General features: G+C 66.6%; 22 protein-coding genes and 1 tRNA gene. 15 read left to right on the top strand and 8 right to left on the bottom strand.

The features are described 5' to 3' along the window. Nucleotides 1-33 precede the first annotated feature (33 nt). The 6 genes from O4G76_RS06745 (at nt 34) to O4G76_RS06720 (ending at nt 5,636) form a co-directional block, all read left to right on the top strand. Nucleotides 34-1,284, top strand: a complete 1,251-nt coding sequence (locus O4G76_RS06745; RefSeq protein ID WP_269396593.1) for a D-alanyl-D-alanine carboxypeptidase family protein — start codon at nt 34-36, stop codon at nt 1,282-1,284. A gap of 4 nt (nt 1,285-1,288) precedes the next feature. Beyond that, nucleotides 1,289-1,921, top strand: a complete 633-nt coding sequence (gene tmk / locus O4G76_RS06740) for a dTMP kinase (RefSeq protein WP_269396592.1) — start codon at nt 1,289-1,291, stop codon at nt 1,919-1,921. Continuing rightward, nucleotides 1,918-3,009 (top strand): DNA polymerase III subunit delta', encoded by a 1,092-nt coding sequence (locus O4G76_RS06735; RefSeq protein WP_269396591.1) that lies wholly within the window; start codon nt 1,918-1,920, stop codon nt 3,007-3,009. Before tmk ends, O4G76_RS06735 begins: the two co-directional genes overlap by 4 nt. 6 nt (nt 3,010-3,015) lie before the next feature. Continuing rightward, the gene (locus O4G76_RS06730; RefSeq protein ID WP_269396590.1) at nt 3,016-3,834 is read left to right on the top strand and encodes a TatD family hydrolase; all 819 of its coding nucleotides are present in this window, start codon (nt 3,016-3,018) and stop codon (nt 3,832-3,834) included. Continuing rightward, complete coding sequence (locus O4G76_RS06725) at nt 3,831-4,631, top strand: MBL fold metallo-hydrolase (protein WP_269396589.1); 801 nt, start codon at nt 3,831-3,833, stop codon at nt 4,629-4,631. The genes O4G76_RS06730 and O4G76_RS06725 overlap by 4 nt, the downstream gene beginning before the upstream one ends. 75 nt (nt 4,632-4,706) lie before the next feature. Beyond that, nucleotides 4,707-5,636, top strand: a complete 930-nt coding sequence (locus tag O4G76_RS06720) for an AEC family transporter (protein WP_269396588.1) — start codon at nt 4,707-4,709, stop codon at nt 5,634-5,636. 110 nt (nt 5,637-5,746) lie between these two features. Here the strand turns inward: O4G76_RS06720 and O4G76_RS06715 are convergent, their stop codons facing one another. From O4G76_RS06715 to O4G76_RS06695, 5 genes are all read right to left on the bottom strand, one after another. Then, nucleotides 5,747-6,601: an ABC transporter permease gene (locus O4G76_RS06715; RefSeq protein WP_269396587.1), complete on the bottom strand. Its 855-nt coding sequence runs from the start codon at nt 6,599-6,601 to the stop codon at nt 5,747-5,749. 4 nt (nt 6,602-6,605) lie between these two features. Beyond that, nucleotides 6,606-8,162: an ABC transporter permease gene (locus O4G76_RS06710; RefSeq protein ID WP_269396607.1), complete on the bottom strand. Its 1,557-nt coding sequence runs from the start codon at nt 8,160-8,162 to the stop codon at nt 6,606-6,608. Nucleotides 8,163-8,269: 107 nt separating this feature from the next. Further along, on the bottom strand, nt 8,270-9,391 hold the full coding sequence (locus O4G76_RS06705) for an extracellular solute-binding protein (protein ID WP_269396586.1): 1,122 nt from the start codon (nt 9,389-9,391) through the stop codon (nt 8,270-8,272). A gap of 109 nt (nt 9,392-9,500) precedes the next feature. Then, complete coding sequence (locus O4G76_RS06700; RefSeq protein WP_373568013.1) at nt 9,501-10,571, bottom strand: ABC transporter ATP-binding protein; 1,071 nt, start codon at nt 10,569-10,571, stop codon at nt 9,501-9,503. Nucleotides 10,572-11,062: 491 nt separating this feature from the next. Next, nucleotides 11,063-11,149 (bottom strand) — tRNA-Leu (locus O4G76_RS06695). 172 nt (nt 11,150-11,321) lie between these two features. Between O4G76_RS06695 and lipB the strand changes: the two genes are divergently transcribed. The 6 genes from lipB to O4G76_RS06665 all read left to right on the top strand — a co-directional run bounded on the left by lipB (nt 11,322) and on the right by O4G76_RS06665 (nt 16,298). Next, entirely contained in the window at nt 11,322-11,996 is a 675-nt protein-coding gene (gene lipB / locus O4G76_RS06690) for a lipoyl(octanoyl) transferase LipB (RefSeq protein WP_269396584.1), read from the top strand. A gap of 95 nt (nt 11,997-12,091) precedes the next feature. Continuing rightward, the gene (locus O4G76_RS06685; protein ID WP_269396583.1) at nt 12,092-13,153 is read left to right on the top strand and encodes a type III polyketide synthase; all 1,062 of its coding nucleotides are present in this window, start codon (nt 12,092-12,094) and stop codon (nt 13,151-13,153) included. Next, on the top strand, nt 13,150-13,647 hold the full coding sequence (locus O4G76_RS06680; protein ID WP_269396582.1) for an isoprenylcysteine carboxyl methyltransferase family protein: 498 nt from the start codon (nt 13,150-13,152) through the stop codon (nt 13,645-13,647). The genes O4G76_RS06685 and O4G76_RS06680 overlap by 4 nt, the downstream gene beginning before the upstream one ends. 131 nt (nt 13,648-13,778) lie before the next feature. Further along, on the top strand, nt 13,779-15,482 hold the full coding sequence (gene ctaD / locus O4G76_RS06675; RefSeq protein WP_269396581.1) for a cytochrome c oxidase subunit I: 1,704 nt from the start codon (nt 13,779-13,781) through the stop codon (nt 15,480-15,482). Nucleotides 15,483-15,557: 75 nt separating this feature from the next. Further along, nucleotides 15,558-16,061, top strand: a complete 504-nt coding sequence (locus O4G76_RS06670; RefSeq protein ID WP_269396580.1) for a DUF2244 domain-containing protein — start codon at nt 15,558-15,560, stop codon at nt 16,059-16,061. An 84-nt stretch (nt 16,062-16,145) separates the two neighbouring features. Continuing rightward, the gene (locus tag O4G76_RS06665; RefSeq protein WP_269396579.1) at nt 16,146-16,298 is read left to right on the top strand and encodes a hypothetical protein; all 153 of its coding nucleotides are present in this window, start codon (nt 16,146-16,148) and stop codon (nt 16,296-16,298) included. 84 nt (nt 16,299-16,382) lie between these two features. On the opposite strand, the gene O4G76_RS06660 is transcribed toward O4G76_RS06665, so the two are convergent. Further along, nucleotides 16,383-16,565 (bottom strand): DUF3008 family protein, encoded by a 183-nt coding sequence (locus tag O4G76_RS06660; protein WP_269396578.1) that lies wholly within the window; start codon nt 16,563-16,565, stop codon nt 16,383-16,385. Nucleotides 16,566-16,628: 63 nt separating this feature from the next. Continuing rightward, nucleotides 16,629-17,087, bottom strand: a complete 459-nt coding sequence (locus O4G76_RS06655) for a GatB/YqeY domain-containing protein (RefSeq protein ID WP_269396577.1) — start codon at nt 17,085-17,087, stop codon at nt 16,629-16,631. Between the two features lie 152 nt (nt 17,088-17,239). Between O4G76_RS06655 and carA the strand changes: the two genes are divergently transcribed. Further along, nucleotides 17,240-18,403, top strand: coding sequence for a glutamine-hydrolyzing carbamoyl-phosphate synthase small subunit (carA, locus tag O4G76_RS06650; RefSeq protein ID WP_269396576.1), 1,164 nt, complete (start codon nt 17,240-17,242; stop codon nt 18,401-18,403). 59 nt (nt 18,404-18,462) lie between these two features. After that, nucleotides 18,463-20,211, top strand: coding sequence for a glycosyltransferase (locus O4G76_RS06645; RefSeq protein ID WP_269396575.1), 1,749 nt, complete (start codon nt 18,463-18,465; stop codon nt 20,209-20,211). On the opposite strand, the gene O4G76_RS06640 is transcribed toward O4G76_RS06645, so the two are convergent. After that, entirely contained in the window at nt 20,165-20,818 is a 654-nt protein-coding gene (locus O4G76_RS06640; RefSeq protein ID WP_085894592.1) for a GntR family transcriptional regulator, read from the bottom strand. The genes O4G76_RS06645 and O4G76_RS06640 overlap by 47 nt on opposite strands. A gap of 103 nt (nt 20,819-20,921) precedes the next feature. Here O4G76_RS06640 and O4G76_RS06635 point away from each other — a divergent pair, with 103 nt between their 5' ends. Beyond that, on the top strand, nt 20,922-21,590 hold the full coding sequence (locus tag O4G76_RS06635; RefSeq protein ID WP_269396574.1) for a pyrimidine 5'-nucleotidase: 669 nt from the start codon (nt 20,922-20,924) through the stop codon (nt 21,588-21,590). Nucleotides 21,591-21,605: the final 15 nt, after the last annotated feature.

Raw genomic sequence — 21,605 nt, 5'->3', positions numbered from 1 at the left:
CGAGCGGCCGCCAACCGACCGGAGCGACCCCAGATGATCCGTGCCGTCTTCCTCGCCGCCGCGACGCTCGTGGCCCTCGCGCCGCTCGCGCGCGCCCAGAGCTTCGACACCCCCGCCCGAGCGGCCTATGTGCTCGACCACACCACCGGGACCGAGCTTCTTGCCAAGAATGCCGACGAGCCGCTGCCGCCCGCCTCGATGTCCAAGCTGATGACGCTCTACATGGCCTTCGAGGCCATCGCCTCGGGGCGGCTGTCGATCGACCAGCGGCTCCCCGTGTCCGAGCACGCCGCCTCCTATGGCGGCTCCTCGATGTTCCTCGACACCACCGACCGGGTGCGGGTCGAGGATCTGCTGCGTGGCGTCATCGTGCTGTCGGGCAACGATGCCTCCGCCGTGCTCGCCGAGGCCCTGTCGCCTGACGGCACCGAGGCCGGCTTCGCGCGGCTGATGACCGAGCGGGCCCGCGACATGGGCATGGAGAACTCCACCTTCGCCAATTCGAATGGCTGGCCCGCCCCGAACCAGCGCATGTCGATGCGCGACTTGGGCATCCTCGCGAGCCACCTGATCCGCGATTTTCCGACCTTCTACCCGATGTTCGCCGAGCAGGAGTTCGAATTCGACGGGCGCGTGCCCTCCAACAGCCAGAACCGCAACCCGATCCTGGGCCTTGGCATCGGCGCCGACGGGCTCAAGACCGGCCACACTTCCGAGGCCGGCTATGGGCTCGTCGGATCGGCCGCGCAGGACGACCGGCGGGTGATCTTCGTGATCACCGGTCTCGAAAGCACCGAGTCCCGCCGGGTCGAGGCCGAGCGCATCGTCAACTGGTCGTTCCGCCAGTTCGCGCAGCGCGACATCGGCGAGGCCGGCACCCGGATCGCCGAGGCCGAGGTCTGGATGGGCGAGCGCAACCGCGTCGGCCTGACCCTGGCCGATGACGTCTCGGTGCTGCTGCCGGTGATGTCGAATGACGATCTCGCAGCCGAGGTGGTCTATCAGGGCCCGATCGAGGCGCCGATCGAACAGGGTCAGGAACTGGCCGAGCTGGTTATCGCGCGGGAGGGGATGTCCGAGACCCGGGTGCCGCTGGTCGCAGAGACGGCCGTGGCGCGGGGCGGCTTCATGCCGCGGGTCAAGGTCGCGGCCACGGTGCTGTTCGACCGGTTCGGCCCGGATGGGGTCACCCTGCCGGGGCTGGATCCGCTAGCCGAGGAGCCGGCGTCCGAACCCGCCGCAGAGCCCGAGGCGCCGGCCGAAGCCGAAGCCGACGAAACCTGAGCCCGTGGCAACAGGGCTCTTCATCAGCTTCGAGGGCATCGACGGCTCCGGCAAGTCGACCCAGGCGCGGCTGCTGGCCGATCGGCTACGCGGTCTCGGCCACGAGGCGGTGCTGACGCGCGAGCCCGGCGGCAGCCCCGGCGCCGAGGAGATCCGGCAGCTACTGCTCACAGGGGATACGGCCCGCTGGTCGGCCGAGACCGAGCTGCTGCTGTTCACTGCGGCGCGGCGCGATCACCTGGAGCGGACCATCCGCCCGGCCCTTGCCCATGGCCAGACCGTGATCACCGATCGCTTCGCTGACAGCACCCGCGTCTATCAGGGCGCGACTCGTGGCGATCTGCGCGCGACGGTCGACCGCCTGCACGATCTGATGATCGGCACGGAGCCCGACCTTACCTTCCTGATCGACATGGACCCGGCCACCGCCTTGGCCCGTGGCCTCGCGCGCGGTTCCGGCGAGGACCGGTTCGAGGATATGGGCCTCGGCTTCCAGAACACTCTGCGCGCGGGCTTTCTCGGTCTCGCAAAGGATGCGCCCCGGCGATTTCAGGTGATCGACGGCAACCGGACGCCCGAATCCGTGGCGGCGGAGATCGCCGGCATCGCCCTGCCCCGCCTGGGGCTCGTGCCATGAGCGAGGATCTTCCCGATCCGACCGGCCTGCCCGGCCTGCCTCATCCGCGCGAAACCGCCCGGCTGCTCGGTCAGGAGGCCGCCGAGGCCGAGTTTCTCGCGGCACAGGCCGGCGGGCGGCTGCATTCGGGTTGGCTTCTGACGGGGCCGATGGGGGTCGGCAAGGCGACGCTGGCCTACCGCATCGCGGCGCATCTGCTGGCCGGGCGCCAGGCCGCGGACGGGCTCGATCTGCAAGACGACGATCCCGATTTGCGCCGCATCCGTGCCGGATCCCACCCGCGGCTCTTCGTGCTCAAGCGTGGGCCCAATGACAAGGGCGACAGGCTTTCGGCGCAGATCCGGGTCGAGGAGATGCGCAAGCTGAAGAGCTTCTTCCATCTCAGCTCGGCCGATGGCGGGCACCGCGCGGTGATCGTCGACGCCGCCGACGAGATGAACGTCTCAGCCGCCAATGCGCTCCTGAAGGAACTGGAGGAGCCCCCGGCCAACACCACGCTGCTGCTGATCTCGCACCAGCCCTCCGCCCTGCTACCGACCATCCGGTCGCGCTGCCGCGTGCTGAGGCTGCGACCGCTGGAGCCCGCCCCCCTGGCCGAGGCACTGGCGCAGGCCGGGGTTTCCAGCGAAGCCCCCGAGGCGCTCGCCGTGCTGGCCACGGGATCGGTCGGGGGCGCCGCGCGGATCGCCCAGTCCGACGGGCGCGCGCTCTATGCCGATCTCGTGGGGCTCCTGTCGGGACTGCCGCATATCGACCGCCCCCGCGCCATCGCCATGGCCGAAGCCTGCGGCGGCAAGGGCGCCGAGTTGCGGTTTCCGCTGATGCTAGACCTGATCGACCTGCTGCTGACCCGCGCCGCGCGCGCCGGGCTGATGGGCGAGCCTGACCTGCAGGGCGCGCCCGGCGAAGCCCGTCTGCTGATGACACTGGCGCCCGACGCGCGGGCGGCGCGTCGCATCGCCGAGCTGGGTCAGGAGCTTTCGGCCCGGGCGCGGCACGGGCGGGCGGTCAACCTTGACCCTTCGGCGCTGCTTCTAGATATGCTGCTGAGGATCGAAGCCACCGCGGCCGGATCCGCCGCAGCCTGAGGCCAGATGACTTCTCAAGACTTTCAGCTCGTCGACGCGCATTGCCATCTCGACTTCCCCGACTTCGCCGAGGAACGGGAGGCCGTCATCGCGCGGGCGCTCGACGCCGGCGTCACCCGCATGGTCACGATCTGCACGAAATTGAAGAACGCCGACAGCGTGCGCGCGATTTCCGAGACGCATGACCCGGTCTTCTGGGCGGTGGGCACCCACCCGATGAGCGCCGCCGACGAACCCCTCGCCTCGGTCGAGGAACTGGAGACCCTGGCCCGGCATCCCAAGATGGTCGGCATCGGCGAAACCGGACTCGACTATCACCATACCGCCGAGAGCAAGGGCGTGCAGCAAGAGTCCCTGCGCATCCATATCGAGGCGGCGCGCCGGACCGGGTTGCCGCTGATCATCCATGCACGCGACGCCGATGACGACATGGCACGTATCCTTGCCGAGGAGCACGCGGCCGGCGCCTACCAGTGCATGATGCACTGCTTCTCCTCCTCCGCTGCGCTGGGCCGCGCGGCGCTCGATCTCGGCTTCTACCTGTCGATGTCCGGCATCGCCGCGTTCCCGCGCTCGGGGGAACTGCGCGAGATCTTCGCGAGCGCGCCTCTCGACCGCATCCTCGTGGAAACCGATAGCCCCTACCTCGCCCCGCCCCCCCATCGGGGCCGCCGCAACGAACCCGCTTATGCCGCTCATACGGCCAAGGTCGGGGCCGAGCTGTTCGGCCTGTCCCTGCCCGATTTCGCGGCGCGGACCTCGGCCAATTTCGACCGCCTCTTCGCCAAGGCCGCTGCCTGGACCCCGGAACGGAGCCCCGCATGAGCGACCGTCTGGAGGCGCGCATCCTCGGCTGCGGCTCTTCTGGTGGCGTGCCGCGACTGGGCAACCTCTGGGGCGATTGCGATCCTGCCGAGCCGCGCAATGCGCGCAGCCGCTGCTCGCTGCTGCTGACCCGGCATGGGCCGAGGGGCGTCACCCGGGTGCTGATCGACACCTCCCCCGACCTGCGCGCGCAGCTGCTCGCGGCCGAGGTCGGCGAGCTGGACGGCGTGGTCTGGACCCATGCCCATGCCGACCATGTGCATGGCATCGACGATCTGCGGATGATCGCCTTCAACATGCGCAGCCGGCTGCAGTGCTGGGCCGACGCGCCGACCCATGCGGCGCTGACACAACGCTTCGGCTATGCATTCGAGACGCCGCCGGGCTCGTCCTACCCTCCGATCTGCGATCTGCATCGGATCGAGGGAGAGATCGTGGTCGACGGCGCTGGCGGTGAGATCCGCTTGACACCCTTCGATCTCGTGCATGGAGATATCACGGCGCTGGGTCTGCGCTGTGGCAGGCTCGCCTACCTGCCGGATGTCAGCGAAATCCCCGACGCCGCCTGGCGTCACCTCGACGGGCTCGGCTGCATGATCGTCGACGCGCTGCGCCGCAAGCCGCACCCCAGCCACGCACATCTCGACCTCACCCTCGAGTGGATCGCACGAGCCGCACCGGTACGGGCCGTGCTGACCAACATGCATTTCGACCTCGACTACGCGACGCTCGAAGCCGAAACCCCGGAGCACGTCTCCCCGGCCTTCGACGGGATGACGCTCGCCTTCGACCTGTAGGGCGAAGGGGTCCCACCCCTTCTCCAATTCGACCTGACGCATATCCGCGGCACCCGCCCGCGCGGAGGCCTTCGGATGATCCTGCTGCTCACCGTCACCTTGCCGGTCTTCCTCGTGCTGGGCTTTGGTTATCTGGCTTCGTGGCGCGGCTGGATCACCGAACCCGCGATCGACGGGCTCATGAAATTCGCCCAAGGCTTCGCCATCCCCTGTCTGCTGTTTCTCGCCATCGCGCGGCTCGATCTCGCGCAGGAATTCGATATGGCGCTTCTGGGCAGCTTTTATGCCGGGGCGCTGGCGGGCTTCGCCGCCGGCCTCTTTGGCGCGCGGCTGATCTTCGGCCGGTCCTGGGAGGACGCGGTGGCGATCGGATTCGTGGGGCTGTTCTCGAACTCATTGCTGCTGGGCCTGCCGATCACCGAGCGCGCCTATGGCCCCGATGCGCTGCAGGCCAACTTCGCGATCATCGCCCTGCATTCACCGTTCTGCTACGCGGTGGGCATCACGGCGATGGAGTTCGCCCGCGCGAAGGGCGGCTCGCTCAGGGAACTACCTGCCCAAGTTCTGCGCGGCATGGGACGCAACGCTCTGATCCTCGGCATCCTCATGGGCGCCGCGGTCAACCTGTCGGGGCTGCCGCTGCCGGAGGTGCTGGTCGAGGCTTTGGAACTGATGGCGCGAGCGGCTTTGCCGGCGGCGTTGTTCGGGCTGGGCGGTATCCTCCACCGATACCGGCCCGAGGGCGACATGCGCGTGATCCTCTACGTGGTCGCGGTGTCGCTCGTGCTGCATCCGGCGGTGGTCTGGGGGCTGGGCTCGCTGGTCGGGCTGAAGGTTCCCGCCTTCCGCTCGGCGATCATCACCGCGGCGATGGCGCCGGGGGTGAACGCCTATCTCTTCGCCAGCATCTATGGCCACGCCAAGCGCGTCGCCGCTTCAGCGGTCCTGATCGGCACGGTGGCCTCGGTGCTGTCGGCGACCATCTGGCTGGCGCTGCTGCCCTGACGCCGAACCCTTTAAAGGGTTCGGACAAGATCCTTCGAAGGATCTTGGTCCCGGAACGACAACGCCCCGCTCTCTGGGCGGGGCGTTGCGGTCGGCGGTGGCGGCGGGCCTCAGCCCGGTGACATGCCGCGCAGTCGCTCGGAACGGCGCCGCAGCACTTCGAGCGTCACCAGCAGCACCACCGAAATCGAGATCAGCACCGTCGCGGCGGCAAGGATTGTGGGCGAGATCTGCTCGCGCAGACCGGTGAACATCTGCCAGGGCAGTGTCTTCTGACCGGCAGAACCCACGAAGAGCACCACCACCACCTCGTCGAAGGAGGTGATGAAGGCGAACAGGCCACCCGAGACCACGCCCGGCAGGATCAGCGGCATCTGCACCTTGAAGAAGGTACGCACCGGCCCTGCCCCGAGATTGGCCGCGGCACGCGTCAGAGAACGGTCGAAGCCAACCAAGGTCGCGGTCACCGTGATGATCACGAAGGGGATGCCCAGCGCGGCATGGGCCAGCACCACGCCCCAGTAGGTCCCCTGCAGACCGATCCGGCTGTAGAAGAAATACATGCCCGCGGCCGAGATGATTAGCGGCACGATCATCGGCGAGATAAGCGTCGCCATGATGGCGCGGCGGAACGGCACGTGCGGCTGGCTCAGGCCGATCGCCGCGAGCGTACCGAGTGCGACCGAGATGAAGGTCGCGACCGGCGCGATCTTCAGCGAGTTCCAAAGCGGCACCTGCCAGTCGGGATTGGTGAAGAAGTCCCGGTAATGCTTGAGCGAATAGCCCTCCGGGTCCAACGCCAGCATCTTCGGGGTAAAGGTGAAGAAGTTCTCGGCATTGAAGGACAGCGGGATGATGATGATGATCGGCGCGATCAGGAAGAAGAAGATCAGCCCGCAGATGATCCGGTAGGCATAGTGCCAGATCTTCTGGCCGGTCGAGGCGTAGGGGGGAAGTGCAGCCATTCTCTCAGCCTCCCAGCTTGACGTTGTCGATGCCGACGATGCGGTCGTAGAGCCAGTAGAGCACCAGCACGAGAGCCAGCAGGATCGAGCCCAAGGCGGCCGCGAGACCCCAGTTCAGCGACGACGAGATGTGGTAGGCGATCCGGTTCGAGATGAACACGCCCTCGGTGCCGCCGACGATCTCCGGCGTGATGTAGTAGCCGATCGACAGGATGAAGACGAGGATCGAGCCTGCGCCGATGCCCGGCACCGAGAGCGGGAACCATACCCGCCAGAATGCGGTCCAGTCATTCGCGCCCATCGACTTGGCGGCCCGCACATAGGAGGGCGGGATGGTCTTCATCACCGAATAAAGCGGCAGGATCATGAAGGGCAGCAGGATGTGGGTCATCGCGATCACCGTGCCGGTGATGTTGTTGATCAGCTGCAGCCGGTTGAAGTTGTCGACGAGACCGAGCCACACGAGCGTGTCGTTGATCACGCCCTGCTGCTGCAGCAGCACCTTCCAGGCTGATGTCCGCACCAGCAACGAGGTCCAGAACGGCAGCAGCACGAGGATCATCAGCACGTTGGCCGAGCGCAGCGGCAGCGTCGAGAGAAGGTAGGCGATCGGGTAGCCCAGCAGGATGCAGGAGAAGGTGATCACCATCGACATCCACATCGTGCGCCAGAACAGCTTGAGATAGATGCGCTGGTCGTCGGGGCGGAACTGCGCCTCGCCGTCGGGGCCGTTCATCATGTCGACGGCATTGAGGAAGTAGCCGTCGGTGTATTCCGGGCTGTAGGTCTCGATCAGCTGCCACAGCTGCGGGTCCATCCAGTCCTCGTCCGAGTCCTCGAACAGCGCCTTTATCGAGACCGTCTCGAAGCCCGAGACGTCGACATCGGGAAAGGCATCGGGCGGCGTCGCCCCCGCCGTGAGATCGCGGTAGAGTGTGGTGAAGACGAAGTCGGGGACATCCTCCTCCAGCGGGTCGTCCTCGTTCTCCTCGACCGTGAGGGTGACCCATTCGTCCCAGGCGTCGGCGGTCAGCGGCAGCGCCTCGCGGACCGCCTCCTCCTCCATCCAGGCGACCCAGTTGGCCGGGTCCTCGAGCGCCGGGGCGGCCTCGACGAACTGGTCGGTGTAGATGTCGGTGTCGAAGCGGCCGACATCGCGGCCGGTGCTGCGGAACAGCGACGACACGCCGGTCATCTCGTAGTTCAGCCGGCTGCCGAGCCGGGTGTGGATCTTGTATTCCTCGGCGATCACGAGGTCGGTGTAGAGCTGCGCGAAGACCTCCTCGTCGGGCACCTCGCCCTCGGGGGTATCCTCGGCGCGCAGCGCCGCGACGGTGCGCGGCAGCGTCTCCGAGACGATCTGGTTCTCGACCGAACGGAACAGCATATCGGCGATCGGGCCGACGAAGGCCACGAGGATGAAGATCAGCAGCGGCGAGATCAGCAGAAGAGCGCGCAGCTTCTCGCGCCTGAGGGCGCGCTTCAGGGAGGCCTTGAGCGGTGTGCCATCGGCCGCCAGCATCGGGCCTTCGGTCACCTCGCCGCCCGGCAAGGCCGCCATCGGCTGCTCTGGGGGTGTCGTCGCGCTGTGGGTCATCATGCCTCCGGATCAGGGGGTGGGACGGGGCCGTGGCGGCCCCGCCCCGTCATGCGGTCACGCCGGAGGCGTTACTGGGCGAGCCAGGCCTGGAACTTGGCGTCCAGGTCGTCGCGGTAGTCCGCCCACCACTCGTAGTTGTAGAGGAAGGTGTTCTCCGAGTTGGCCGGGTCGGTCGGCATGTGCGGCGCCATCTCGATCCCGAGCTCGGCGTGCTTGTCGACCATCGGTGCCGAGGACTGGCGCGCCGGACCGTAGGCGATGTATTTCGACTGGTCGGCGAGACGCTGGGTGTCGGTGGCGAAGTGAAGGAAGTCCTTCACCCGGTTCAGCGTCGGCTCGTCGAGCCCTTCGGGGATGACCCAGCCGTCCAGATCGAAGACCTGCGCGTCCCAGAGCATCTCGACCGGCTGGCCCTGCTCGGCGATCAGGCTGAACAGGCGGCCGTTATAGGTCGAGCCCATCACCACCTCGCCATCGGCGAGAAGCTGCGGCGTATCGGCGCCGGCCGACCACCAGATGACGCTGTCCTTGATGGTGTCGAGCTTGGCGAAGGCACGGTCCTGGCCTTCCTCGGTCTCGAGCACGTCGTAGATCTCGTCCTTGGCGACGCCGTCGCAGAGCAGCGCCCATTCCATGTTGCCGATCGGACGCTTCTCGAGGCTGCGCTGGCCGGGGAACTGCTCGAGATCGAAGATCGCGCAGATGTCCTCGGGGGTGCGGCCTTCCCATTCGGCGTTGTCGGTGCGGTAGCCGACGGTGGTCGAGTAGACGATCTGCGGGATGAAGCAGTCCGAGACGATCAGGTCGCCGAAATCGTCCGAGGCGGCGGTGCCGTCGGGCGCCTCGGCCAGAAGCTCGTCGTGGTCGACCTCCATGGCGAGGCCCTCGTCGCACAGGCGCATGGCGTCGGAGGCCACGGCGTCGACGAGATCCCAGGTGACGTTGCCCGCCTCGTTCTGGGCGCGCAGCTTGGCGACCGCCTCGGCCGAGCTCTCGTCCCAGGTCACGGTGACCTCGGGATTGGCCTCGAGATAGGGCTCGACATAAGCCTTGCGCTGGCTTTCCTGATAGGCGCCGCCCCAGCTGACGATGGTCATCTCGTTGGCCATTTCGACATGGCTTTCGGCCCCGGCGATGGTGGCGGTCGCCACCAGCGCGGTGGTCGCGGTGAGAAGACGTGTGATGTTCATGTAGAACTCCCGTTGATTACCCGGTTCTTGGTTTCACGGGGGACGCGGTCCGGGCGACGACGCCCCGCATTTGCCGCGCCCCGTCGGGGGCGCGGTGGCGCGGTCGACTTCAGGCGTCGAGCGCGCGGCAATCCTCGGCGAGCCAGCCGATGCGGATCTGCTCGCCCGGCTTCAGCCGCGGCTGGTCGGGGGCGTTACGCGTCTTCATGATGAAGTCGTCGCGCCCGGCGACCTTGAGCCGCGTGCGGAAGGTGTCACCCATGTAGATGAACTCCTGCACCGTGGCCGGAAGCGTGTGCGCGTCGGGATGCAGGCGCTCGAGGTTGGATTCGACCCGCTCGGGGCGGATCGAGACACGGGTCCGCTCCCCCACCTTCGACACGTTGACCGGCAGAGCGTCGATCACCTCGCCATCGTCGAGCCGCACTAGGCAGGAAGTCGCGTCGATTTTCTCGACCACGCCTTCAAGCGTGTTGTTCTCGCCGATGAACTGGGCGACGAAGCTGTTCTGCGGCTTCTCGTAGAGTTCGTCGGGCGGCGCCAGCTGCTGGATCCGGCCGTCGTCGAACACCGCGACGCGATCTGACATGGTCAACGCCTCGGTCTGGTCGTGGGTGACGTAGACCACGGTGATCCCGAGCCGGTGCGCCAGCTCGGTGATCTCGAACTGCAGCGTCTCGCGCAGCTGCTTGTCGAGCGCGCCCAGAGGCTCGTCCATCAACACCAGCTCGGGCTCGAACACCAGCGCGCGGGCCAGTGCGATACGCTGCTGCTGGCCGCCCGAGAGCTGGGTCGGCCGGCGGTTCTTGAACTCGCCCATCTGCACCATGTCGAGGGCACGGGTGATCTTCTGTTCGCGCTCGGACTTGCCCAGCTTGCGCACCTCGAGCGGGAAGGAAAGGTTCTCCCCCACCGTCATGTGCGGGAACAGCGCGTAGTTCTGGAACACCATGCCGATGCCGCGCTTGTGCGGCGGGATGTTGTTGATCGACTTGCCGTCGAGGCGGATCTCGCCATGCGTGGCGGTCTCGAAGCCCGCGAGCATCATCAGGCAGGTGGTCTTGCCGGAGCCCGATGGCCCCAGCATCGTGAGAAACTCGCCTTTCGGCAGCGAGAGATTGAGATCCTTAACGACGAGTTTCTCGCCGTCATAGCTTTTCTGCACGCGTTCGAACTCCACGAACGCTTCCGTACTCGAGCCTTGGGCCAAGCCTCGCTCCCCGTTGTTGTGCCGGCGGATTTGTTTCCGCGCTTGTCGAGCAAGACTAAAACAAGCTGCCCCCCGCATTGCAACCGAATAGCCGATCCGGAGATATGACGCTAAGTCACTTGCGCTGCAACGCGGCATGAAGCCCCTGCATGAAAGGCGTCTAGAAGGTCGCAATGCGGTGAGATGCCGCAGGAACGAATGGCCAAAATTTGCACAACTTTTAGTTGTATTTCAAAAATTTTTTCTCACAAAAGGAGTTCGACATGCCTCATGGCGACATCGCAAGGTCTCGAAGCGACAGCCGCGCGCTAAACCGAGCACCCTCAGGAGGGACATATCAAAGGGCTGTCCACGAACGCGACGGACGCGAAAAAGGGCCTGCGTTTCCGCGGCCCTGCAGGTCGATCTTCGTTCTGTCTCGGGGGGTCCGGCGGCCCGCCTTGCCGGCGGGCCTGCCTGAATGGTGCGGTCGAGAAGACTCGAACTTCCACGGGTGTTACCCCACAGCGACCTCAACGCTGCGCGTCTACCAATTCCGCCACGACCGCACGTGATCAGGTAGGATGGCGGCCTCATAGCCTTGGGCTTCGGGGAAGCGCAAGAGCGAAAATCGCCAGACCCGGCGTCAACCCCGAGAAAATCGCAAAGCCCGGCTGCTTTGACTTTTTGGCCGCGCCGCGCCACCCCATCTGGGACGGGATCGAAGCGGGAGCGCGGGCAATGGTGGACTGGATCGTGAGCGATGGGCTGACGCCCTATCAGGATGCCGTGGCCGCCATGGAAGCCCGCGCCAAGGCGATCGCGGCGGGCGAGGCCCGCGAGGCGATCTGGCTGCTCGAACATCCGCCGCTCTATACCGCCGGCACCTCGGCCCGGCCCGCCGATCTCACCGATCCCGGCCGATTTCCGGTGCATGAGACCAAGCGCGGCGGCCAGTACACCTATCACGGGCCCGGCCAGCGCGTGGTCTACGTCATGCTCGACGTGGGCGCGCGGGGCCGCGACGTCCGGGCCTTCGTCAAGGCGCTGGAGGGCTGGATCATCGGCACGCTGGCCGAGTTCAACGTCACCGGCGAGTTGCGCCAGGGCCGCGTCGGTGTCTGGGTGCAGCGCCCCGACAAGCCGCTGACCGTTACCGGGGCCGTGGCGGAGGACAAGATCGCGGCGCTGGGCATCCGTCTGCACAAATGGGTCAGCTATCACGGGCTGGCGATCAACGTGGAGCCGGACCTGACGCATTTCACCGGAATCGTGCCCTGTGGCATCGCCGAGCATGGGGTCACGAGCCTCGTCGATCTCGGACTTCCGGTGACCATGGCCGATCTCGACACGGCGCTGGAGCGCAGTTTCGGAGATCATTTCGATGGAACGCTGCAGCGCGCCACGTCATTATGAAGAAAGCGAGATCCGTCCTTTCCTGATGCTCCATCCACGAAACGGCAGTCTTGCGGGGCGGCACTCCGGAGCGCAGATGGCGGGGGAGAATCTCGATGGACGTCACGATCCAAGGACTGGCAACGGCCCTCCCCGATCATGAACTGCCGCAGAACCTCGTGCGCCAAGCCGCCCAGCGGGTCCTGGGCCCGAAATTCGAGAACTTCGAGCGGCTGATCCCGAGTTTCGAACAGGCCGGAATAGGCCGGCGTTGGTCGGTTGCGCCTCTGGAATGGTTCGAACGGCCACATGGCTGGGCCGACCGTAACCACATCTACCTCGAAGGTACGCGGAAGATGTTCCGTGATGCAGCGACGGCGGCGCTCGAGAAGGCGGGCTGGCGCGCCGACGAGGTTGACATTGTCATCACCGTTTCCTCGACGGGAATCGCCACGCCGACCTTGGAAGCTCAGCTTGCGGGTTGCATGGGCTTTCGCAGCGACGTGATGCGGGTGCCGGTGTTCGGCCTCGGCTGCGCGGGCGGCATATCGGGGCTCGCGATAGCCGCGCGTCTCTCGCAAGCGCAACCGGGCGCGAAGGTGCTTTTGGTGGTGGTTGAGGCCTGCACCCCATCTTTCCGCTCCGACAGGCTCCAGAAAGCCGATATCATTGCGACGGTGCTGTTCGGCGATGGCGCGGCTGCCGCCTGCCTTTCGACCGATGCCGTTCGCTGCGGCGCAGAGCCTCGCCTTTCCCTGAAAGCCGCGCATCAGCACATGTGGCCCGACACTCTGGGGGTCATGGGCTGGAACGTGAACGATGACGGGCTCGGCGTGATCTTCGACCGCTCGATTCCGGGCTTTGCGGCCGAGTACTTCGCGCCAGCGGTCGACGGCGCGCTCGCGACGGCAGGGCTGGGACGGGCCGATATCGACCGCTTCGTCTGCCATCCCGGCGGGGCCAAGGTCGTGCAGGCAATCGAGACCGCGCTCGATCTTCCACCAGACAGTCTCGATGCCGAGCGGGCGGTGCTCCATGATTGCGGCAACATGAGCGCACCCACCGTTCTGTTCGTGCTCGAGCGCGTGCTGGTCGCCGGCCAGACGGGGCGAATGCTGGCCTGCGCGCTGGGACCCGGCTTCACGGCCTCTTTTGCAGTGCTGGAAAGAGCCGAATGACCGTGGCCGCGGCATTTTTCCTCGGCTTCGTCATATCGCAGCGACTTTTCGAGCTCTGGCTCGCACGGCGAAACACGGCACGATTGCTCGCCAAGGGTGCGGTCGAACATGGCGCCGCCCATTATCCCTTCATGGTGGCGCTGCATGCCTCCTGGGTCCTAGCGCTTGTCTGGTTCGGCCATGATCAGGAACTGCGCCTGGGCTGGCTCGCATTATACGTTGTCCTGCAAGTGTTCCGGGTCTGGATTCTCGCGACGCTGGGGCGTCGATGGACGACGCGGGTCATCGTCACGGGCGAGCCGCTGGTGGCGCGAGGTCCGTTCAGGCTGATCTCACATCCGAACTACGTCCTCGTGGCTGCCGAGATTGCCGTCGCCCCCATGGTGCTCGGGTCAGAAGGGATGGCCCTTGTCTTCACTCTGCTCAATGCGGCGATGCTCTGTATACGGATCCGCTCGGAGAATCGCGCGCTTGCCCCCTACCGCGAGCCTTGAGCGCGCTCTCAGGCGATCAGGCTGCGGCACCGTGACCGTTGCCCTGCCTAGCATCTCCTTCTAGAAGGACGCCAATTGCCTGCGCGAGTCTGCGTGCGGGCCCGTCAGGCAACCAAACTCGGGAGAGCCACATGGCAGACGCCGCCATCCACGGCCACGGGCATGACGACAAGCGGGGCTTCTTCACCCGCTGGTTCATGTCCACCAACCACAAGGACATCGGGATCCTCTATCTCTTCGCGGCGGGCGCTGTGGGCCTGCTGTCGGTGGTGCTGACCATCCACATGCGGCTCGAACTGATGCAGCCGGGCGTGCAGTTCATGTGCACCGAGAACGTCAGCGGCAACCCGATCGCGACCGCCCTGCGGTCCTGGGTGCCGACCGCAACCGAGGCCTGTACCCCGAACGGCCATCTGTGGAACGTCGCGATCACCTATCACGGCGTGCTGATGATGTTCTTCGTCGTCATCCCCGCGCTGTTCGGCGGCTTCGGCAACTACTTCATGCCGCTGCAGATCGGTGCGCCGGACATGGCCTTCCCGCGCATGAACAACCTCTCCTTCTGGATGTTCATCGCCGGCGTCGCGCTGGGCGTCGCCTCGCTGTTCTCGCCGGGCGGCAATGGCCAGCACGGCTCGGGCGTGGGCTGGGTGCTCTACCCGCCGCTTTCGACCTCAGAGCCCGGCATGTCGATGGATCTCGCGATCTTCGCCGTGCACGTCTCGGGCGCCTCGTCGATCCTCGGCGCGATCAACATCATCACCACCTTCCTCAACATGCGCGCGCCGGGCATGACCCTGCACAAGGTGCCGCTCTTCGCCTGGTCGATCTTTGTCACCGCCTGGCTGATCCTTCTGGCCCTGCCGGTTCTGGCCGGCGCGATCACCATGCTGCTGACCGACCGCAACTTCGGCACCTCGTTCTTCCAGCCCGCGGGCGGTGGTGACCCGGTGCTCTACCAGCACATCCTGTGGTTCTTCGGCCACCCGGAAGTGTACATCATCATCATCCCTGCCTTCGGCATCATCAGCCACGTGATCGCGACCTTCTCCAAGAAGCCGATCTTCGGCTACCTGCCGATGGTCTACGCGATGGTGGCGATCGGCGTGCTCGGCTTCGTGGTCTGGGCGCACCACATGTACACCGTCGGCATGTCGCTGACGCAGCAGTCCTACTTCATGATGGCCACCATGGTCATCGCGGTGCCGACCGGCGTGAAGATTTTCTCGTGGATCGCGACGATGTGGGGCGGCTCGGTCGAGTTCAAGACGCCGATGCTCTGGGCCTTCGGCTTCCTGTTCCTGTTCACCGTGGGCGGCGTCACCGGCATCGTGCTGTCGCAGGCCGGCATCGACCGCGCCTATCACGACACCTACTACGTCGTGGCGCACTTCCACTACGTGATGTCTCTGGGCGCCGTGTTCGGCATCTTCGCGGGGATCTACTTCTACTTCCCGAAGATGACCGGCAAGATGCTTCCCGAATGGGCCGGCAAGCTGCACTTCTGGGCGATGTTCATCGGTGCGAACATCACCTTCTTCCCGCAGCACTTCCTCGGCCGCCAGGGCATGCCGCGCCGCTACATCGACTATCCGGAGGCCTTCGCCACCTGGAACATGGTCTCTTCGATCGGCGCCTTCATCGCCTTCGCGTCCTTCATCTTCTTCATCGTGGTGCTGTTCTACACCCTCGCCCGTGGCAAGGTGCATGGCCTCGCCAACCCGTGGAACGAGTACGCCGATACGCTCGAGTGGACCCTGCCCTCGCCGCCGCCGGAGCACACCTTCGAGACGCTCCCCAAGCAGAGCGACTGGGACCGCAGCCACGCCCACTGAGGCACGGCCCGCGACAGTTGATCAGGGCCCGGCGGAAACGCCGGGCCCTTTTTCTTCCCGACCCAGAGGCAAGCGATGCCACATGAGTGGACAAGACGCCCGACCGAAGCCGGCCCGGTCGAAGCCGAGTTGCAGCTCTGGCCCTACCGCTCGCTGCCCAAGCGCGGCTTCGCCGCCTTCATCGGCGGCACGGCGGCCCTGATCGCGCTCCCGTTGCTGATGGTGCTGGGCACCCCGGTGATGTGGGCACTGCTGCCGTTCCTCATGGCGGCGGTCGGCGCGGTCTGGTGGGCACTGGCGCGCAGCTACCGCGACGGCGAAGTGCTGGAGCGATTAGAGATCAGCCAACGACGCATTCGCCTGACCCGCAGCGATCGCGGCCGCCCGGACCGGGTCTGGGAGGCCGATCCCTACTGGGTCGAACTCCAGTTGCATGAGGGCGAAAGACCGGTCCCCGGCTATCTCACCCTGCGCGGCGCGGGACGAGAGGTCGAACTGGGGGCGTTTCTTCCGGAAGACGAAAGGCGGGCATTGGCGGAGGACCTCCAGCGCCTTCTGGCGCGGATCGCCCGGCGCTGATCCGCCCGCGGCACGCCGCGTCGTTACGTCGCGATGGAACTCCGACCCGAAGATAGGCATTTTCATGACAACGGAGGATTCGATATGCCCAAGCACACCGCCCCGAAGGAAACGATCCGCAAGCTGGCCGAAGCCGGCCGGGCCATTCTCGATGGAGTGATCGGGGCACTGCTGCCGCAGCCCCGGCCGGAATATCGCCCGATCCCGATTCGCACATCCGAGCCGCGCCGACGCTAAGTCGGGTCTCATTCGATGCCGAAAGGGCGGCTCCCATGCGGGAGCCGCCCTTTTCATTTGCCGTATTACCTATCCGGCGTGGTCTCAGCCCTTCTTCTCGGGCAGACCCTTGCGCTTGGTCTGCGCGAAATCCTCCAACTGGGATTCGCTCATGTCGTCGTACATTTCCTTCGAGGCACCCTTGAGATCCTTGACCTTCGTGTCGCCCCGCTTCGCCGAAAGCGCCGCACCGGCTGCCTTCTGCTGTGACTTGGACTGTGCAGGCATGTCGGTCCTCCATGGATTGGACGACCGTCAAACGCGAAGCCACAGCACCGCGTTCCCGCGAGCTCAGCCGAGCCGGTCGCGCACCACAGGGCCGACCCGGCCGAAATCCATGCGCCCCGTATAGCGCGCCTTGAGCGCTGCCATGACCCGGCCCATGTCGCGGATCGAGGTCGCTTCGGTTTCGGCGATCGCCTGACTCACCGCGGCCTCGGTCTCGGCTTCGGTCAGCTGGCGCGGCAGAAACTCCTCGATCACCGCGATCTCGGCGCGCTCCTTCTCGGCAAGCTCGATGCGTCCCGCCTCGTCATAGGCGCGCGCGCTCTCCTGGCGCTGCTTGACCATCTTGCCGAGGATCGCCAGCACCACCTCGTCGGGGACCAGCCCCTCCTCGCCCTCGCCCCTTGCGGCGATGTCGCGATCCTTGATGGCGGCGTTGATGAGGCGCAGCGTGGACAGCCGGTCGGCCTCCTTGGCCTTCATCGCATCCTTGAGGGAGGCGTTGATCTTGTCGCGCAGGGTCATCTGGTCCGTTCCGGATTGTTTCAGACACAAGCGCGCAAGCTACCCGTTTCGCGCCCGCCTGACAACAAGCGCCGCCGGGTGCCGCCGCGTCTTGATTCTTTCGAGCCCTGCCCCTAGGTAGCGGCGGGTTTCACTACAGGAGCAATGACGCCATGCCGCATAATGTTTCCGGCAAGCCGACCGCCTGCCTCGCGCTCGCAGACGGGACCGTGTTCTACGGGCAGGGCTTCGGCGCTCCGGGCCGCACCGTGGCCGAGCTTTGCTTCAACACCGCGATGACCGGCTATCAGGAAATCATGACCGACCCCTCCTATGCGGGCCAGGCCGTGACCTTCACCTTCCCGCATGTCGGCAATACCGGCACCACTGAGGAAGACGAGGAGGCCGCCGATCCGGTGGCCGCCGCGATGATCGTCAAGTGGAACCCGACCGAGCCGTCGAACTGGCGCGCCACCGACACTCTCTCGAACTGGCTCGCCAAGCGCGGCCGCATCGGCATGGGCGGCGTCGATACGCGGCGCCTGACCCGGGCGATCCGCCAGCAGGGCGCGCCGCATGTCGCGATCGAGCACAACCCCGACGGCGTGTTCGACCTCGAGGCACTTGTCGCGCAGGCGCGTGACTTCAAGGGACTCGTCGGCCTCGACCTCGCCAAGGAGGTCAGCTGCGTCCAGTCCTATCGCTGGGACGAGATGCGCTGGGCGTGGCCCGACGGCTTCAAGAAGCAGGAGAACCCGCGCCACAAGGTCGTCGCCATCGATTACGGCGCCAAGCGCAACATCCTGCGCAGCCTCGCCTCCTCGGGCTGCGAGGTCACCGTCCTGCCCGCCACCGCCACCGCCGAGGAGATCCTCGCGCTGAACCCCGATGGGCTGTTCCTGTCGAACGGCCCTGGCGACCCGGCGGCGACCGGCAAATACGCGGTCCCGGCGATCAAGTCGGTGCTCGAGCAGTCCGACATTCCGGTCTTTGGGATCTGCCTTGGCCACCAGATGCTGGCGCGCGCGCTGGGTGCCCAGACCGTGAAGATGAACCACGGTCATCACGGCGCCAACCACCCCGTGAAGGACCAGGAAACCGGCAAGGTCGAGATCACCTCGATGAACCACGGTTTTACCGTGGACAGCCAGTCGCTGCCCGACGGCGTGATCGAGACCCACGTGTCGCTCTTCGACGGCTCGAACTGCGGCATCCGCATGACCAACCGGCCGGTCTTTTCGGTGCAGTACCACCCAGAGGCCAGCCCCGGCCCGCAGGACAGCTACTACCTGTTCGAGCGTTTCGCCGAAGCGATGGCGGCGCGCCAGGCGGGTTAACCGCTTCTTAATCGCGAGCGGCGAGCATCGGGCGGCCTTCCGCAGCGAAAGCGAGCCCGATGATCGCCCCCGCGCCGCTTGGTCGGGCGCAAAGCGCGCCCGGTCATGGCTCTTCCGCGCCGCCCTTGCCCGATCGCATCGACCCGGTCGCGCTGCCCCCCGATCCGCGCCTGTTGCGCCGGTTCGGCGTGTTGCGGTCGTTGCGGCTAGGGGTGTTGCCATGGCGCCGGATCGGCGGGCGCGTGGTCGTCCTCTGCGCGACGCCGCCCGAGCCCGAAACCATCGCGGCAATGGAGCGCGCGGGTTTCGGACGCCCACGCTGCGCGATCTGCGCCCCAGAGGTGCTGCGTCGGGCGCTGCTGCCACTTGCGGAACCTGTACTGCTGCTGCGCGCCGAAACCCGGGTGCCGCTGCACCAAAGCTGCCGGATCGTCGGTCGTAAACCGCTTTGCCTGCTGCTCGTGGTCGCTCTGAGCGTCACTGCCCTGTCGGTGGCGCTGGCCCCCTGGGCCGCTTTCGCGCTGCTCTGTGCGCTTTGCGCCCTGACGCTTGTCGTCAATACAGCGTTGAAACTCGCGGCTGCGCTGGCCAGCTTCAGATCTGCATCCCGCCACCATCTTCTTGCGCTTCCCGCGGACGATGTCATGCCGGTGATATCGCTCTTGGTGCCCCTTTACCGCGAAGGGGCGATGCTGGTGCCGCTGCTGGAACGGCTGGACGGGCTCGACTACCCGCGCGACCGGCTCGACCTGTGCCTGATCCTCGAGGCCTGCGATACCGAGACCCGTGCAGCCCTGTCATCCATGCCGTTGCCGGGCTGGGCACAGATCGTGGTCGTGCCGACGGGCCGCCTGCGCACCAAGCCGCGCGCGCTCAACTACGCCCTGCCCTTCGCACGCGGCAGCATCATCGGCATCTACGACGCCGAGGACGCGCCCGCCGCCGACCAGCTGCGGCAGGTGGTGGCGCGTTTCGCGACGAGTGATCGCCGAACCGGATGCCTGCAGGGCGTTCTCGACTATTACAACGCGCGCTCGAACTGGATCGCACGCTGTTTCACCCTCGAATACGCAAGCTGGTTTCGCGTGATACTGCCGGGTCTGGAGCGTCTCGGCCTCGTCGTGCCGCTCGGTGGCACCACGCTGTTCCTGCGCCGCCATGCGATCGAGGCGGTCGGCGGCTGGGACGCGCACAACGTCACCGAGGACGCCGATCTCGGCGTGCGGCTGGCGCGCCACGGCTTTCGGACCGAGCTGATCGACAGCGTCACGCTTGAGGAGGCCAATGCTCGACCCTGGCCCTGGATCAAGCAGCGGTCACGCTGGCTCAAGGGCTATGCCATGAGTTGGGGCGTCGCCATGCATGATCCCGGGCGGCTCTGGCGAGAGCTGGGCGCCTGGCGCTTTCTCGGGGTCCAGGTGTTGTTTCTTGGAACGCTGGCGCAGTTCGCACTGGCCCCTGTACTATGGTCGTTCTGGCTTGTGATCCTCGGAATGCCGCATCCGATGTCGCCATGGCTGCGGTCCGAAACCCTCTGGGGGCTTGCCCTCGTCTTCGCGCTGTCCGAATGCGTGAGCTGGGCGATCGCGGCGCTGGCGGCGCGGCGGGCCGGACAGCCGCGGCTGGCGCTCTGGGCGCCGATGCTGCAGGTCTATTTCCCGCTGGCGACGATCGCGGTCTGGCGCGCGCTGTGGCAGGTGCTGCGGCGTCCATTCCTGTGGGAAAAGACGCGGCATGGCGTCTTCGGCCCCACCACGCCGCTTACTTTGCCGCCTCCACCTTCGCCGCGTCGAGCTTCAGCCGGGTGACGAAGGCGTGGCTGATATGATCGCGCAGCGCCCGGTCCGCAGCGTCGCCGTCGCCTGCCTCGATCGCCGCGACGATCGCCGCATGCTCCTCGAGCGCGCCACGCCCCCGACCTTCCGCCGCGAGCGACGTCGAGGCCAGAAGCGCCATCGAACGATGCACGAGATCGAGTTGCCGCACCAGGAATCGGTTATGGCTGGCGAGATGGATCTGCTTGTGGAAGCGGCGATTGGCGCGGGCCAGCGCGGCGGGGTCGTTCACCAGCGCCTGGTCGGCTTCGAGCATGTCGCGCAGCACCCGCACCTCTTCTGGCGCGGCATGCCGCGCGGCGAGTCGCGCCGCCAGCCCCTCCAACTCGCCTCGCACGACGTAAAGCTCCGCGAGCTGCGTGTGATCGAGAGAGGCGACGATCAGCGAACGGCCGTCGCGGGTCAGCATGCCTTGGGTCTCGAGCCGCTGCAGCGCCTCGCGCACCGGGGTGCGCGACACGCCGAACCGATCCGCCAACTCGCTTTCGACCAGCCGGTCGCCAGGGCGGTAGATGCCGCTGTCGATCGATTCGAGGATCAGCCCGTAGGCGTCCTTCTGCGAGGGTCTGGTATCCTGCATCCGCGGCCTTCCCATGGGTCGAGCGACGATACCCCCGCCGCGGTCCGAGGTTCAAGCCGTGCCCGCCTTGCTGCTCTGCGCCCGTGCGCCTAGGGTCGCGGCCATGACAGCCCTTCTCACCGACATCGCCGCCGAGTTCTCCCATGTCCGTGCCTGGGTCTTCGACCTCGACAACACGCTCTACCCGCCCCGGGCACGGCTCTTCGACCAGATCGAGGCGCGGATGCGGGCCTGGATGATGCGCGAGTTGCGCGTCGAGGCGACCGAGGCCGACCGGCTGCGCGCCGATTACTGGGCCCGCTACGGCACGACGCTGGCCGGGCTCATGGCCGAGCACGGGCTGCCCGCCGATGACTTCCTGCTCGACGTACACGATATAGACATGGACGGCCTCGAGGCCGATCCGGGCCTCGCCGCCGCCATCGCCGCGCTACCGGGACGGCGCGTCGTCTATACAAACGGTACCCGCCCCTATGCGCAGCGCGTGCTCGCTGCGCGCGGGCTTACCGGGGTCTTCGACGCGGTCTACGGGGTCGAACATGCCGGGCTGGTGCCAAAACCCGAGCGCGCCGCCTTCGAGGCGGTCTTTGCGCTCGACGGTCTGGCGCCCGATCAGGGCGCGATGTTCGAGGACGACCCGCGCAACCTCGCGGTGCCGCATGCCTTGGGCATGCGCACGGTGCTGGTCGGCCCGGCCGAGACACTGCGCGCCGACCATATCCACTACCACACCGACGATCTGGCGGGCTTTGTGTCGCAGCTGGCCCCTTAAGCTTTCCCACGGGGC

The sequence above is a fragment of the Limimaricola sp. G21655-S1 genome (assembly GCF_027213785.1).
Lineage (GTDB): Bacteria > Pseudomonadota > Alphaproteobacteria > Rhodobacterales > Rhodobacteraceae > Limimaricola.
This window is presented reverse-complemented; position numbering and strand designations above follow the sequence as displayed.